This is a genomic window from Phnomibacter sp. (assembly GCF_036803085.1).
GTDB lineage: Bacteria > Bacteroidota > Bacteroidia > Chitinophagales > Chitinophagaceae > Phnomibacter.
In genome coordinates this window covers 216,948-231,040 of record NZ_DAIRUZ010000007.1, presented here as the reverse complement: position 1 = coordinate 231,040, position 14,093 = coordinate 216,948, and the positions used below count along the sequence as shown (strand labels likewise).

The 14,093-nt window shown below is 48.7% G+C and carries 12 protein-coding genes; 7 read left to right on the top strand and 5 right to left on the bottom strand.

Annotated elements, in window-relative coordinates:
* Positions 1-130 precede the first annotated feature (130 nt).
* A complete protein-coding gene (locus V7Q13_RS14540; RefSeq protein ID WP_333801388.1) occupies positions 131-538 on the top strand; it encodes a 6-pyruvoyl trahydropterin synthase family protein in 408 nt (135 codons plus the stop codon).
* Positions 539-566: 28 nt separating this feature from the next.
* Complete coding sequence (locus V7Q13_RS14535; RefSeq protein WP_333801387.1) at positions 567-866, top strand: hypothetical protein; 300 nt, start codon at positions 567-569, stop codon at positions 864-866.
* Here the strand turns inward: V7Q13_RS14535 and V7Q13_RS14530 are convergent.
* Complete coding sequence (locus V7Q13_RS14530; RefSeq protein WP_333801386.1) at positions 863-1,276, bottom strand: thiol-disulfide oxidoreductase DCC family protein; 414 nt, start codon at positions 1,274-1,276, stop codon at positions 863-865. The genes V7Q13_RS14535 and V7Q13_RS14530 overlap by 4 nt on opposite strands.
* A gap of 351 nt (positions 1,277-1,627) precedes the next feature.
* Here V7Q13_RS14530 and V7Q13_RS14525 point away from each other — a divergent pair, with 351 nt between their 5' ends.
* A complete protein-coding gene (locus tag V7Q13_RS14525) occupies positions 1,628-2,782 on the top strand; it encodes a dipeptidase (RefSeq protein ID WP_333801385.1) in 1,155 nt (384 codons plus the stop codon).
* Positions 2,783-3,072: 290 nt separating this feature from the next.
* Here V7Q13_RS14525 and V7Q13_RS14520 read toward each other — a convergent pair whose 3' ends face one another.
* Positions 3,073-4,245 (bottom strand): MFS transporter, encoded by a 1,173-nt coding sequence (locus V7Q13_RS14520; RefSeq protein WP_333801384.1) that lies wholly within the window; start codon positions 4,243-4,245, stop codon positions 3,073-3,075.
* Between the two features lie 281 nt (positions 4,246-4,526).
* Positions 4,527-5,813 (bottom strand): Y-family DNA polymerase, encoded by a 1,287-nt coding sequence (locus V7Q13_RS14515; protein ID WP_333801383.1) that lies wholly within the window; start codon positions 5,811-5,813, stop codon positions 4,527-4,529.
* Between the two features lie 143 nt (positions 5,814-5,956).
* Here V7Q13_RS14515 and V7Q13_RS14510 point away from each other — a divergent pair, with 143 nt between their 5' ends.
* The 4 genes from V7Q13_RS14510 to V7Q13_RS14495 all read left to right on the top strand — a co-directional run bounded on the left by V7Q13_RS14510 (position 5,957) and on the right by V7Q13_RS14495 (position 9,468).
* Positions 5,957-6,394 (top strand): LexA family protein, encoded by a 438-nt coding sequence (locus V7Q13_RS14510; RefSeq protein WP_333801382.1) that lies wholly within the window; start codon positions 5,957-5,959, stop codon positions 6,392-6,394.
* 3 nt (positions 6,395-6,397) lie between these two features.
* Positions 6,398-7,039, top strand: coding sequence for a 2'-5' RNA ligase family protein (locus V7Q13_RS14505; protein ID WP_333801381.1), 642 nt, complete (start codon positions 6,398-6,400; stop codon positions 7,037-7,039).
* 4 nt (positions 7,040-7,043) lie between these two features.
* On the top strand, positions 7,044-8,153 hold the full coding sequence (locus V7Q13_RS14500; protein ID WP_333801380.1) for a PA0069 family radical SAM protein: 1,110 nt from the start codon (positions 7,044-7,046) through the stop codon (positions 8,151-8,153).
* A 79-nt stretch (positions 8,154-8,232) separates the two neighbouring features.
* Entirely contained in the window at positions 8,233-9,468 is a 1,236-nt protein-coding gene (locus V7Q13_RS14495) for a DEAD/DEAH box helicase (protein WP_333801379.1), read from the top strand.
* 100 nt (positions 9,469-9,568) lie between these two features.
* On the opposite strand, the gene V7Q13_RS14490 is transcribed toward V7Q13_RS14495, so the two are convergent.
* Positions 9,569-12,463, bottom strand: coding sequence for a TonB-dependent receptor (locus V7Q13_RS14490; RefSeq protein WP_333801378.1), 2,895 nt, complete (start codon positions 12,461-12,463; stop codon positions 9,569-9,571).
* Between the two features lie 121 nt (positions 12,464-12,584).
* On the bottom strand, positions 12,585-14,093 hold the full coding sequence (locus tag V7Q13_RS14485) for a TSUP family transporter (RefSeq protein ID WP_333801377.1): 1,509 nt from the start codon (positions 14,091-14,093) through the stop codon (positions 12,585-12,587).

Sequence of the window (14,093 nt, the reverse complement as noted above, 5' to 3'; positions counted from 1 at the left end):
GCCAACGAACAACTGACGACTGACCATCGATGACCGATTATGTTCGTCTCCGGACTACTGACTCCGGACTTTCCGACTTCCGTACTTTTTAAACATCGTACATCCCACAGCTGCACACTACTTTTGCCGAATGGTATATCTAACACGAGTGGAGCATTTCAACGCAGCCCACAAACTATACAATCCCGCATGGAGCCGGGAGCAAAATGAGGCTACGTTTGGCCCTTGTGCCAATGAAAACTGGCATGGCCACAACTATGAAATTCATGTAACCGTAAAAGGCCGGCCCAATGCGGACACGGGTTTTATTATGGATGTGAAATCACTGAGCAAGCTCATCAAAGAGCATGTGCTGGATCCGCTGGATCATCATAACCTGAATGTGGGTGTGCCATGGCTGGCAGGCAAAATGTGTAGTACCGAAGTGCTGGCCGAAGCCATCTGGCAGCAACTGGCGCCACATATTAGCGGTTGCACCCTGCACCAAATTCGCCTCTACGAAACGCCCCGCATTTATGTGGACTACTTTGGCGAATAAAACAGAATTTCGCACCCATTCATTTCACATGTCTATCAGTACAGAAGAACGCCGTTTTATCCGCAATTGGGAAGAACAACGCAAAGGTGGCAAAGCCTCGTTTGTAGCCATTTATACGTTTGGCTATTTCATGGTTTTGTTTATGTTGGGTATTGCCGGTTGGCTGTTTTCAGGCCTGCGATTTGTAACACTGCCACTCATTACCGGATTGGGTAGTGTAGCATTGGTTGGTGCCATCGCACTCAGCTTTTGGCAATGGCAGCGCCACCAAAAAAAGTTTGCCCGCATCATTCAGCGGGAAATTACCGAAGGCGATCAGCAGGCTTAATCGAGAAAACGACTGCGCCACTCCGGCCGGGGCAGCCAGCATTCATTTTTGTGGCCAAACCAGCGATAGCGGTTGCGGGCCACCAGATTGTACACAGCATCACGAAGGAAACGCGGCACCACTATCAACGGGTACAACCACTTATAACCCCGCAGGTGCCGGGCGGCCCGCAGCGCAGCGGTAGAGCGGGTGTACACCACGCCATCTTCTATCAGTACAAAAGAATTGAAATCGGTGAGCGGCAGTCCATGCTGCTGCAGCAATTGCTGGCCGGCAGCACCTTGCAAAGAAGCAAACTGAAAATAACCCGCAGCATCATGCGTAAGTACCTGCTGCACACTGCTGCTGCAGAGGTTGCATACACCATCAAACAAAATGATGGCCCGTGCCGAAGAATTGTTGCTGCTCATTTTCCAAAGATATCTGCCAAATCAACGGCAGCCATACCCTGTAATACGGATGTTGGAATGTGTTGGTATTAAGCTTTGCTATGGCACTGGAGGAACAATGGCCTATTAAGTTTACAGTTAAACAGGGGGAGGCGTTGGCTGGGCAAAACGGCCGGAGGCGTCGGGTTTGCCTTGAATTTTCTTTGGTTACTTTCTTTTTTTCAAGAAAAAGAAAGTAACAATGCTGCTGATAAAACCGGGTTGTTTGATGAGATCGGCGAAAGAAATGGGAAGTCATCATATTCATCATCTGTAGAAGAATGGAAAAAGTAATTCAAACTCCACCATCTTAGCACCGCATTCCACTACCACATGAAAAAGTTCCTGAAAATTACCAGCGGGGTACTGGCCATTGTTGCCATCCTGTTTTTTGCACTGGCACCGGGCATTATCGACCGCTCTAAAAACAAAGTGAGCATCAAAGGTCCATTTGCCAAAAACAGCTGGTACGATTCCATTCCGTTCATTGCCGATTTGCATTGCGATGCCCTGCTGTGGGACCGCAACCTGCTCAAAGAAAGTGATCACGGCCATGTAGACATTCCCCGCATGCAGCAAGCCAACATGGCTTTGCAGGTTTTTACGGTGGTGAGCAAAGTGCCCGCAGGCATCAACATTGAGCAAAACGATGCCAGCTCCGACCAAATAGGGCTGCTCAGTTTTGCGCAGCTGCGGTCGCCATCGTGGTGGTTTGGAGTAAAAGAAAGAGCCCTCGGTCAGTGCCAAAACCTGCACGATTTTGCCGCCGCTTCCAACGGTGTGTTTCGGGTAATTACGAATCAAACAGAATTGCAGCAATACTTTCAAGACCGTACCGCCAACCGCCAGCTTACGGCAGGCATGCTGGGACTGGAAGGGGCGCATTGCTTGGAAAACGACCTCAGCAACCTCGACCTGTTTTACAAAGCTGGTGTACGCTACATCGGGCTCACCCACTTCTTCGACAATGAATGGGCCGGCTCGGCACATGGTATGCAAAAAGGCGGTCTTACGACCAAGGGCCGGCAACTGCTACGCAAAATGGATAGCCTGCACATGATTGTGGATCTGGCACATGCATCGCCGCAAACCATCAGCGATGTACTCACCGAACACAACGGACCTGTATTGGTGTCGCACACAGGTGTACGTGGTGTATGTGATAACCAACGCAACCTGAGTGATGCACAAATTGATGCCATCGGCCGCCGCAACGGGCTCATTGGTATTGGTCTGTGGGAAACCGCCGTGTGTGGCAAGGATGCCGTGGCTACTGCCAAAAGCATTCGCTATGTGGCCGATAGAATTGGGGTAGATAAAGTGGCCCTCGGCTCCGATTGGGATGGTGCTTTTGAAATGCACTTCGCCGTAACGGGCACACCGCTGATTGTAACGGCACTGCAGCAGCAAGGCTTCTCCCGCCCCGAAATAGAACAGATCATGGGTGGTAACATACGGGCATTTATGCTGCGGAATTTGCCGAAGTAGGGCGGGGAGGTTTTTCGCACAGAGCTAAGGAGGTCAGGGAGGTTGTGTGCCTTCGGCAAAATGGCTCTGCGTACACTGTTTCGCAGCGGTTTAAACGGGAGATTTATTTCGCACAACTTGTGCCGCAGCAGGCGGGAGAGGACGCAGAGAGCACGGAGGTTTTGTTGCCTTCGGCACAGCCTCTTTGCGTTCACTGTTTCTCTGCGGTGTAAACGGGAGAATTTTTTTCGCTGAGCTGAAACAAAGTGTTTATTGGAATTTTAGCTTGAGCTAATGAAGATGGCTCTTTATTATTTGTTGGGCGAAGGAGTAGTACTTAAATACACCACCACCAGCAGCGTAACCACAGCAGTGATAGTAAAGGCAACGCCAGCGCCAAACTGAAACCACAGCCATCCGGTAAGGGTACTGGCCAGCAGGCTGCCGATGCTTTGCAAACCGGCAAAAGAACCAATGGCAGTGGCTGTTTCTTTTTGGGGTACAATGTTGGATATCCATGCTTTGACTATGCCTTCAGTGGCAGCGGCATAAACACCATAGAGTAGAAACAAGCCTGCAAAAACATACAGATTACTGCTTACAGACATGCCCAGATAAACGATGGCAAACAGTACAAGTCCGAAGATAAAAATCTTTTTCAAACCTATTTTATCGGCCAGTATGCCAATGGGATACGCCAGCAATGCATACACCAGGTTGTAAAAAATATACACACCAATTACCTGCGCATCATTGAGGCCGGCATCTTTGGCTTTGAGCAACAGAAACACGTCGGAGCTGTTGAATAAGGTAAACAGCAATAGGCCTGCAACCAGTTGCTTGTACGCAGCAGGACTTTCTTTCCAGTAATGAAACAAGGAAAGGAATGGTACTTTTTGATGAGAAGGCTGCCGCGGCTGTTTTTTTTCTTTCAATATAAAAGAAGCAATAACGGCCAACAGACCGGGGATGAAAGCGATGTAAAACAAGGTACTGTAATCCTGTGGCCAAAAGTAGAGGTACAGCAAGGCTGCGGCGGGGCCCAACACAGCTCCCAGTGTATCCATTGAGCGGTGAAAGCCGAACACCCTGCCCTTGGTAGCCGGAGTAGCTTCATCGGATAGCAGGGCATCTCTGGCACCGGTACGAATACCCTTGCCCAGGCGGTCAATGGTACGGGCCGTAAAAATCCACAATGGATATACAAACATCGCCATCATGGGTTTAGAAAGGGCACTCAGTGCATAGCCCATTTGTACAAAAGGTACCCGCTTGCCACTGCTGTCGGATAGCTTGCCGAAATAACCCTTGCTCAACCCTGCAGTGGCTTCGGCCACCCCTTCCAAAATGCCTATCACCACAATGGAAAAACCAATGGATTTGAGATAAATTGGCATTATGGGGTACAGCATTTCGCTGGCCATGTCGGTAAACAAACTCACCAACGATAGTACCCAAACGGTTCTGGTAATGGCGGGGCGCATAGAGGAGATTTTTTTCGCACAGAGGCTTAGATGTTTTATTGTCTTCGCAAAAGTCTTTGGTTCTCTGTTTCTCTTTGGTTTAAAGGGAAGGAATTTATTTCACACGTAGGCTTTTGGGTACAGAAGTTCTTTGAATAAGCAGATTGCTGTATTCAGGGAGGATAGATAATTTATGAAAGGAAGCGGGGTTAAAAACTGTTCGTCTTTTTAGTAGTTACGGGTGTTATCAGCCCTACTACTAAAACACAACTACAAACCCCAAGCCACAAACAGTTTAGCTATCATCCAATCTCAAACAATTCATTCCACCGCGTAGTATACCTCGGGCTGTGGAAGTTTTGCTGCATCTTCCAGTTGCGGGTGGTGCCGCCGGCAGCGTATTTCAGCACATCGTTGCGCTGGCTGAAGTTGATGTTATCCATCATGTCCATGAGTTTGCGGCTGCGGTCGTCCATGGCATGGTCGAACAGGCTGCGTTGCACGGCAGTGTCGGGCACAATATCGCTGAGTAGTACACCTGCTTTTTTGTAGGCCCTGCCTGGCTCGTAGAGGGCTTCTACCATTTGCACGGCAGGTTTGATTAATTCGTGGGTAACGGAAGTGGCTACGGGCAATACCATGTAGTTGCTGATGGTGGGCCCGTGCCTAAAGCGGCCATCGGCTGCCGGTGGCTCTTTGGGTATCACAAATACACTGATGCTTCCGGCTGCACCATGCTGCCGGCGCAGCTTTTCGGCCGCCCGGCTGGTGTAGGTAGCCACCGCTTCTTTAATGCTTTGCAGGTCGGTTACGGTTTGGCCAAACATGCGGGTGGTGGCAATCATTTTCTTTACCTTTAGTTCTTCTTTCATGCCCAGCACCGGCTGGCCCTGCAGCTCCCGCAGCAGGCGTTCGCCCACCACGCCACCGAGGTGGTTGCGGGCAAACAGCAGGTTTTGCTGGCGCAGCTGCCAGGCCGTTGTAATGTTCATGCGTTGTAGCTTTTGCGCATAGCGGTGGCCTACGCCCCACACATCTTCCACGGCTGTTTTTTCGAGGGCCTGTTGTATGCGGCGTTCGGTGTTCAGCACCAATACACAGTTCGTGATGGCTTTGTTTTTTTTAGCCAGCCGGTTGGCTACCTTGCTCAGCACTTTGGTGGGCGCCACACCAATGGATACTTTAATGCCCGTCCACTGTTCTACCTGTTGGCGCAGGTTCATCGTAAATGCGTGGAGCGTGGCAGTACTCATGTCGTCATCAAGGTCAATAAACGCTTCGTCTACGCTATACACTTCTACTTTATCGGGGCCCACGGCCTGGCGCAGGGTTTCCATTACCCGCCAGCTCATATCGCCATACAGGTTGTAGTTGCTGGAAAATACCGCCACATTGTGCTGCTCTATCAGGTGCTTGTTTTGAAAATACGGCGCTGCCATGCCTACGCCCAATGCCTTGGCTTCGTCGCTGCGGGCAATGATGCAACCATCGTTGTTGCTGAGCACCACTACGGGTTGCTGCGCCAGTTTGGGTTTAAACAGGCGTTCGCAGGAGCAGTAAAAACTATTGCAATCAACGATGGCTTTCATACAAAAAAGAGGATGCACGGAGCCGCCCGGCCAGCCACTCCACCGGAGCGGTGCCGCTACTAACCCTGTGTACAACTATTTTGCAAAACTAATTATTTGAGTATAAAAATACTAAATAATTTAGCGCAACAATTGGAAGTACCATGGATGAGGAAACCCTGCATGAGAGTGCCTACCGGGGCACAAAGGCCTTTACACAGCTGGATGTGAAAACGGCCAATGCCACAGGTTTTGGTGCCGCCGCCGACGACTATATGGAGCGGGGCATCGACCTGAATGAGCAGTTGATACGCAACAAACCGGCTACGTTTTTCTTTCGCATGGCGGGTGATGCCATGGAAGGGGCGGGCATTTATGCCGGCGATGTGCTGCTGGTAGACCGCAGCATTAAAGTGGCCAGTGGCAAAATTATTGTGGCCATCCTCAACGGAGAGTTGATGGTGCGGCGCTACAAACAGCAGTTCAACAAAGCCTGGCTGTGTGCCGAGCACAAGCGGCACAAAGATGTAGAGCTCACCGAGTTCTGCGATTTTCAAACCTGGGGTGTGGTTACGTATTCCATTCACCAGCACAAACACTAATGTATGGCAGCTTACCCGGCGCATGAACGCAAGCCTGCTGTACGCAGCAGCCGCTATGCATTGCCCCTCACGGACTACAGATTGGTGCTGCAGCCACACCCCGATTTGTACGGGCAGTTGCTGCAATTGAAGCAGGATTTTGCGCAGCAATACCAGTGCCCCGATGCGGTGGCTGATGAACCTACGATTCTGCTGATGCGGTTTCAGCAGTTTGCCATGAGCGAAGCGGCATTGCAAAAGCGACTGCAGGATTTGCTCTGTCATCAGGCGCCTTTTTTGGTGCAGCTGCATGGCTTTGGCAACCTGCCCACGCATACGGTATTTGTGCAGGTGGCTACTAAAAATGGCATTCTGCAATTGCTGCAGCTGCTGCTGCCTTTGCAATCGATGCTGCGGCTGAGCCAGTTTAATAAAGCGCATTACATGGCAGACCCTTACCTCACACTGGCCCGGCAGCTACAGCCCTGGCAATATGAAAAAGGCTGGCGGCAATACCGGCACACGCCATTCAGCGGCAGCTTCGTAGCCAGCGAAGCCCTGCTGCTGAAGCGGCCCCCACAGGCAACACAATTTTCGCTACTGGCCCGCTTTGCATTTGCTGCCCACCCGGTAGCGGCACCGCCGGTACAAACCCTCTTGTTTTAACCACATGCCCCAGCAACAACACCCCAATGCCCGCCCCAAGCCAGCCGCTGCCGATGCGACTGCTACGCCGTACGTAAAAGGGCGTGGCGCACAAATCAATACGCCCAACCGGTTTTTGAAAAATCACCGGGTGCAGGAACACATCGAAGCCATTGATGAATGGACCGTAGCCAACGAAGCCACGGTGTATCTGGAAGACAACGCCAAAACGCTGGTGAATAAAGTAGACAGTCCTGATGTAGGCATGTTTTACAGCATGAATCCGTACCAGGGTTGTGAGCACGGCTGCATTTACTGCTATGCCCGCAATGCCCATGAATACTGGGGTTACAGCGCCGGTCTCGATTTTGAACGCAAGATTATTGTGAAGAAAAATGCACCGCAGCTGCTGCGCAAATTTTTGCTGCATCCCAAGTGGGATGCGACGCCCATTAGTCTGAGTGGCAATACCGATTGCTACCAGCCGGCAGAGCAGCGCTTTCGGCTTACCCGCCAGCTGCTGGAAGTATGCAACGAGTTTAACCAACCCGTGGGTATGATTACCAAAAATGCCGGCATGCTGCGGGATAAAGATTTACTGCAGGAAATGGCGGCCAAAAATCTCATCAGCATTTTGGTAAGTATCACCAGCCTCAACGAAGATTTGCGGCGGGTAATGGAGCCCCGCACTACCACGGCCACACAGCGTTTGCGGCTGATTAATGAACTGAGCCATGCGGGTGTACGCATGGGCGTAATGCTCGGCCCCATGATACCGGGCCTCAACGATCATGAAATGCCCAATATCATAAAGGCTGCTGCCGACAATGGTGCCGTGTTTAGTGCTTACACATTCATCCGGCTCAACGGATCGGTGAAGCTGATGTTTCATGATTGGTTGTATAAAAACTTTCCCGACAGGGCCGATAAAGTGTGGCACCAAATTGAACATGCACACGGTGGCAAAGTGAATGACAGTCGCTTTGGTATCCGCATGCGGGGCGAAGGGCCGGTGGCTGAATTGGTGCGGCAGCAGTTTCTGCAATACAACAAACGTTATGGTCTCAATGCTGAACGCTGGAACCTCGACAGCAGCCGATTTCGCCGGCCGGGAGAGCAGGGAAGGTTGTTTTAGGCAGGACAGTCGGTAGCCCGTAGTCCGTGGTCGGTAGTCGGTAGTCCGTCGTCAGCCCGAACCGTTACCTTTGCCCCACATGAAATTTGAGAAGTATCCCATTTTGCCCGCTATAAAAACCAACCTTGCTGCGTTGGGTTTTAACCGTTTAACCGATATTCAGTACAAAGCCATGCCCAGTATTATGAAGGGCGAAGATGTGCTGGCCATTGCGCAAACCGGCACGGGCAAAACCGCTGCCTTTGCCATTCCGCTAGTGCAGCACATACTCACCAGCAGACGCCGGGCAACTGGTGTGCGGGCATTGGTAATGGTGCCTACCCGTGAGCTGGCCATGCAAATTCATGAAGTGTTTTGCAGCATTGCCAAAGGCACTACGGCACAGGTAATGGCGGTGGTAGGCGGTGTAGAGCAAGACAAACAAATAGCCCGTCTGCAAGCGGGTATTGATGTACTGATTGCTACACCCGGCCGATTGTTTGATTTGATTGCACAGCAGCACATCAACATTGAAGCGGCAGAAATACTGGTGCTGGATGAAGCAGACAGAATGATGGCTTTGGGTTTTATGCGTGACATTAAAGATGTAAAGCGCCGACTGCCACGGGAGCATCAAACCTTGTTTTTTTCTGCTACCATCAACGAAGAAATAAAAGACCTGGCTTACTCATTGGTGCGTAATCCTATTCGCATACAAGTGAGTCCGCAGAATACAGTGAGCCGTAACGTAACACACACAGTGGCCAACATTGCCATGGATGACAAACGTTTTTTTCTGGAGCGTACCATACAGCAAAATCCCGATAGTAAAATACTGGTGTTTGTACGTACACGGGTACGTGCCGAACGGGTGCAGAAAGCCATGGAAAGAGTAGGGTTGAAAACAGCCGTGATACATGGTGATAAAGAACAGGATGAACGCTTTGAAGCGTTGAAGCAATTTGCGGATGGTACCATCAAAGTACTCATTACTACTGATGTAAGTGCAAGAGGTATTGATATCAAAAAAGTGGAGTACGTTATCAATTACGATATACCTGATGTAGCCGAAAACTATGTACACCGCGTAGGCCGTACAGGTCGTGGTATGGAAAAAGGTTATGCCCTTTCTTTTTGCAGCGAAGAAGAAAAGCCCCTGCTGGCCGCGGTAGAAAAATTCATCGGGCAAAAAATAGATGTCATTGATATTTCGAAAGGCGATTACAACGACATGATTGATTTGTCGGCATCAGCTGCAACAGATATGGATGCCGTTAAAAAACTGATTGCTGAAAATGAACAGCGTCAGCAAGCTAAAAAGCGAAAGAAAAAGTAGCAGCATTTACAGCGGTAAAAATAAGCCCACTGTAGAAACAGCGGGCTTTAAAACTGCTAGTGAAAACATGCGTGCCGTTCATTCACGCAATATTTTTAAGTTATTTGAACAAGCCATCCAGCGTAACGGATGTGTAATACAAACCGCCGATGGTAGGTCCGGCTGCATATTGGATGTAACGGTTGTTGAACAGGTTGCTGGCGCCCAGTTTGATGGTCGCATGCAGTTTTGGAATGCGATAGTTCACTTGTGCATCTACCTGCTGGTTGGCTTCCACACGACCTATTGCCAAGGGGCTTTCCCAGTTGAAAGCATTTTGCCAACGCCACACAATATTGAAGCCAACATTCTTCACCACTTCGCGGTTGCCAAACGACACATTTACAACCCAGTCTGGTGTATTGAAGCCAGTGAGAAAAACATCGCTGCTTTCATTTTCTTTCAGTTTGTTGTAGTTGGCATTGGCACTAAATGTGTAGGTCTTATAAAAGTTGTAGGTGATGCCCGCAGCCGCACCATAACTGGTATATTGATTTTTGGCATTGGTATACACCCGATAACGAATTTGCCTTGCCCGGTTGCTGCTCAGCATATCCAGCACCGAAGCATCTGTACCTACTTTGTCTGTTGATGGCACTGCTACCTCTACTTGTCCGAGGAATCCATCGTACACATTGAAATACACATCTACGTCAATGGTAAGTTTGTTGTTGAGTAAAATACTTCTGTAACCAGCTTCAAATGAATTGACTCTTTCCGGACGGGTAGGTGAAAGGTTGGTAATAGACAACAGATTGCGATTGTTGAGTGCAGCCGTATTTCGTGCTGTTCCATTGTCTACATCTCTGTTTACGGCATTGTTGAATGCATTCACACTTGCCAGAGTGTAGCTGTTTTCCAGATAGCCCAATCCTTCATTGATGTAAGCCAATCCACCCACTCTTCGCACATTACCGTTGTTGACATAGCTGAGTGCTTCAAACAAAGCAGGGAAGCGAAATCCGTTTTGAAAGGAAACCCGCAGGGTTTGCTTTGGTGTAACCGACCAAATAGCGGCAATGCGTGGATTGAACTTCGGATTGAATTCGAGGTTCTGATCTACCCTTGCTGATGCGGTGAGTTTCAGTTTGTCTTTGAAGAATGCTTTACTCAATTGTGCAAACACGCCGTATTTATGATAGTATACATTGTTGCCACCGGGTGTGGTACGTTTATCCAATGGCTTGCTGAAGTCAACAAAGTTGTTGCCATCAGGAATCACTTCGTATGTACGCCAATCGGCACCCACCAACAGGTTGGCAAATTTGATTTCATCACTCAAATCCCATTGCGTATCGAAATGGTAAATGCGGCTTTTCTGCGTAAGCCACGCACCACCGGTAGCCGGGGCATTGGGTACTGCAGGCACCAGGTTGGCATGGTCCCAATTGTTGATGCCGACAATGGTTTGTTTGAGTTGCTCAAAAGCCGGTGTGCCCGGTTCTACACGGCCCGCATCGGCTACCAGTCTTGCCTGGCGCATGGCTTCAGCAAGGGATGTGCCGCCATCAATGGAGCTTTGTAAACTGCCTGCAAATTTGCTGGCCCATTGGGCATTGCTTAAGTGCGTCAAATCAAGATTGTCGCTGAGTGGTTTCAGATTGTAACTGTTCCCTGTATTTTCAATGCTCACATAGCCTCGTACAAAAAAGGTTTTTCCTTTTAATTCAAGCTTGTGGTTTTGCACCACTACGCCATCCAATTGAATTTTATTTCCCCGCTGAAATATGCCATCCATTTCGCCAATGCGATAGGCGTAAGAGGCTTCGAGGTTGCGATTGATTTTATAGTGAAGTCCGGCATCAAACTTCAGGTTTTCAACGGTAGGGCTCACCAGATCTTTTTCCCAATAACCTGTTCTCCGCACATTAAACGTTTCATTGCGACCGTTGTACCTTACTTGTACAGAAACATTGTTGTTGTTTTCATCGCCATACTTGTTCCATGCATCATAGCCGGGGTTGTTGCCAATGCCATTGAGCTCCGGAAAGCGACTGTTAGCAGCCGTGTTTTGATCGGTAGCGGTGCTGCTTACCCAATCGGTTCCTTTCAGATAACTGAAATTGATTTTATACGCCCATTTTTCACCAATCACATCAGCCCAGCGAACGGCAGTTTCTGTAAGAATACTTGGGTCGCGGTCTTTGCCATCTACATGGTTTACTCCCAGCTTTTGGTAAAAGCTCAACCCACGATGATTGAAAGGGCTTTTCGTGATGAGATTGGCCATGCCATTGATGGCATTCATACCATACAAAGCTGAAGCTGCACCCGGTGTAATTTCTACTGATTGAATGTCTAGTTCTGTTGGACCAATAGTATTGCCCAGTGGCACACCCAGCGTAGCGGCCTGCATATCAACCCCATCTACAACTTGCATAAATCGAAAGTTGTTAGGATTATTAAAGCCACGGGTATTGGGCACTTTAAACGTAAGGGAAGACGTGGTGAGTTGTACACCCTTTACATTGGCTAATGCATCGTAAAAGGAGGGTGCTGGTGTTTCTTTCAAGGCCCGTATGCTTAGCTTTTCAATAGCTACCGGCGACTTCAATCTCGATTCCTCGGCACGACTGGCGGTAACCACTACTTCGTTGGCAATAAAGGTTTGCGTTGTAAGTTGTACTGCCACATTCGATCGGGCATTCCGTACTTCCAACTGGTATGGCGCATACCCGACACTGGTAAATACAAGGGTAAACGGAAAGCGTTGGTTGATGATGAATGAAAAGTTGCCTGCAGAGTCTGACGCTGTACCTTGCGTACCGCCTTTCAATACAATACTAACGCCTTCCAGCGGACTGCCGGATTCATTTACTACCCGTCCACTAATTTGAACAGAGCCGTTTAGTTGTGCGAAAGCAATATTGGCTGCAATAATGAAGAATACCGCTAGTGTAAATTTTTTAAAGTACACTAAAACAGTGAACAAAAATGATGTGTGTTGTTGATTCATGTTTTTCGATATGCTAATAAAAGAAATGGAGATATTATCGATGGTTAATAAACCATCGTTTTATGAGATTTCAAATGTTCATTAAAACAGTGAACAAAACAAATTCTTTGAAAATAAATTCTTAGAAAATTTTAATGAGGATTTTGGTGCTCCATACAATCACCAAACAACCCAACAATAAGAAGGCTGTTTTGCGGGGCATTTTGCCTGCCAGCCTTGCAGCAATTGGGGCGGCAATAAGACTGCCAATGATGAGTGCGACAATCGCTTGCCAATGGCTCACGCCTATCATGATAAAAAAGGCGAAGGCACTACTGAGCGTAACAAAAAATTCGGTCAAGCTTACGGTACCTATCACGTACTTGGGTGTACGACCACGGTTGATGAGGGTGCTGGTAACAATGGGCCCCCAGCCACCGCCGCCAAAAGAATCAAGGAAACCACCGGTGCCGGCTAACAATTTGTAGTGCTTGAATTTCTTTTTGGGTACCGTTGTTTTAAAAGCATTGAAAATAAATTTCACACCCAAAAACAAGGTGTAACATGCCATCATGGGGCGCAGGTATTGAGCATGGCTTTCGCCAAATTCTACCAACAACCAGGCACCAACCACTGCTCCAATAACACCTGGTATCACAATGGCTTTGAATAGTTTTTTATTGACGTTGCCAAAACGGTAATGGCTCAATCCGCTGGCGCCGCTGGCAAACATTTCTGCTGTGTGTATGCTGCCACTCATGGCAGCCGGTGGTACTCCTGCGGAAAGCATGATGGTAGCAGATGTGATGCCATAGCCCATACCCAATGAACCATCAATAATTTGGGCGAGAAAACCTGCCAGCAATATCCAGCCAAAGTTGTTATCGAGCTGTAAATACAAATCAATACTGCCATCGGCCAATGCCTGAAAAGGGATGTAGGAAAAAATGAAATGACCAATGAGCATGGAGGCAAACACAATCAACGACCAGCGGGCAATATTGAACCACCGGCTACGTTGGTCTTTCGATTCATCTACATGCAAAGAGGCGGTGATTTTATTTAGCTGTTTTACTTTCTTATCAAAATCGCCGCTGAGTTTGCTGCGTACCTGATGCAGGTTGTTGGCCAATGCATCTAACTCGTCGGGCAGGCTGTCATGCAATACTTCTTTCAAACGCTTGGCGAGTGTGGGCGATTTTCCGTTGGTAGAAATCGCAATTTTTACCTGTCCTTTTTTTACCACAGACGATAAGTAAAAATCACAGAGGTCGGGTGTGTCTGCCACGTTTACCCATTTGTGCTGTTGCTTGGCTTCATGGTAAATGTCTTCTGCAAGTGCTCGGTTATTTACCGCCACCATCACTACATCAGCAAGGGAAAGATGATCAGGAGAATAAGATGCCTGCAGCTGTTGAATATGCGGATGCTGCTGCAATAACTGCTGCATGCCCAGGCTGAATACTTCGGCCAGTACCGTAATGTTGGTACGGGGCGAATTGCTCAAAATGGCATGTAGTTTTTCTGTACCCACAGGACCGGCACCAATTACCAGCACCCGCATTTGTTCCAGTTTTACAAACACCGGAAACAATGGGTTGGATTCCTTGGCAGAGGCCACTTCATCTTCTATCAACAATTTCGCACTCAT

Excerpts from the sequence above, each read along its gene's own strand:
- V7Q13_RS14485 (WP_333801377.1), bottom strand. The coding sequence starts at position 14,093 with ATGAGTGCGAAATTGTTGATAGAAGATGAAGTGGCCTCTGCCAAGGAA.
- V7Q13_RS14530 (WP_333801386.1), bottom strand. The coding sequence starts at position 1,276 with ATGAGCAGCAACAATTCTTCGGCACGGGCCATCATTTTGTTTGATGGT.
- V7Q13_RS14540 (WP_333801388.1), top strand. The coding sequence starts at position 131 with ATGGTATATCTAACACGAGTGGAGCATTTCAACGCAGCCCACAAACTA.
- V7Q13_RS14515 (WP_333801383.1), bottom strand. The coding sequence starts at position 5,813 with ATGAAAGCCATCGTTGATTGCAATAGTTTTTACTGCTCCTGCGAACGC.
- V7Q13_RS14510 (WP_333801382.1), top strand. The coding sequence starts at position 5,957 with ATGGATGAGGAAACCCTGCATGAGAGTGCCTACCGGGGCACAAAGGCC.
- V7Q13_RS14500 (WP_333801380.1), top strand. The coding sequence starts at position 7,044 with ATGCCCCAGCAACAACACCCCAATGCCCGCCCCAAGCCAGCCGCTGCC.
- V7Q13_RS14525 (WP_333801385.1), top strand. The coding sequence starts at position 1,628 with ATGAAAAAGTTCCTGAAAATTACCAGCGGGGTACTGGCCATTGTTGCC.
- V7Q13_RS14505 (WP_333801381.1), top strand. The coding sequence starts at position 6,398 with ATGGCAGCTTACCCGGCGCATGAACGCAAGCCTGCTGTACGCAGCAGC.
- V7Q13_RS14535 (WP_333801387.1), top strand. The coding sequence starts at position 567 with ATGTCTATCAGTACAGAAGAACGCCGTTTTATCCGCAATTGGGAAGAA.
- V7Q13_RS14495 (WP_333801379.1), top strand. The coding sequence starts at position 8,233 with ATGAAATTTGAGAAGTATCCCATTTTGCCCGCTATAAAAACCAACCTT.
- V7Q13_RS14520 (WP_333801384.1), bottom strand. The coding sequence starts at position 4,245 with ATGCGCCCCGCCATTACCAGAACCGTTTGGGTACTATCGTTGGTGAGT.
- V7Q13_RS14490 (WP_333801378.1), bottom strand. The coding sequence starts at position 12,463 with ATGAATCAACAACACACATCATTTTTGTTCACTGTTTTAGTGTACTTT.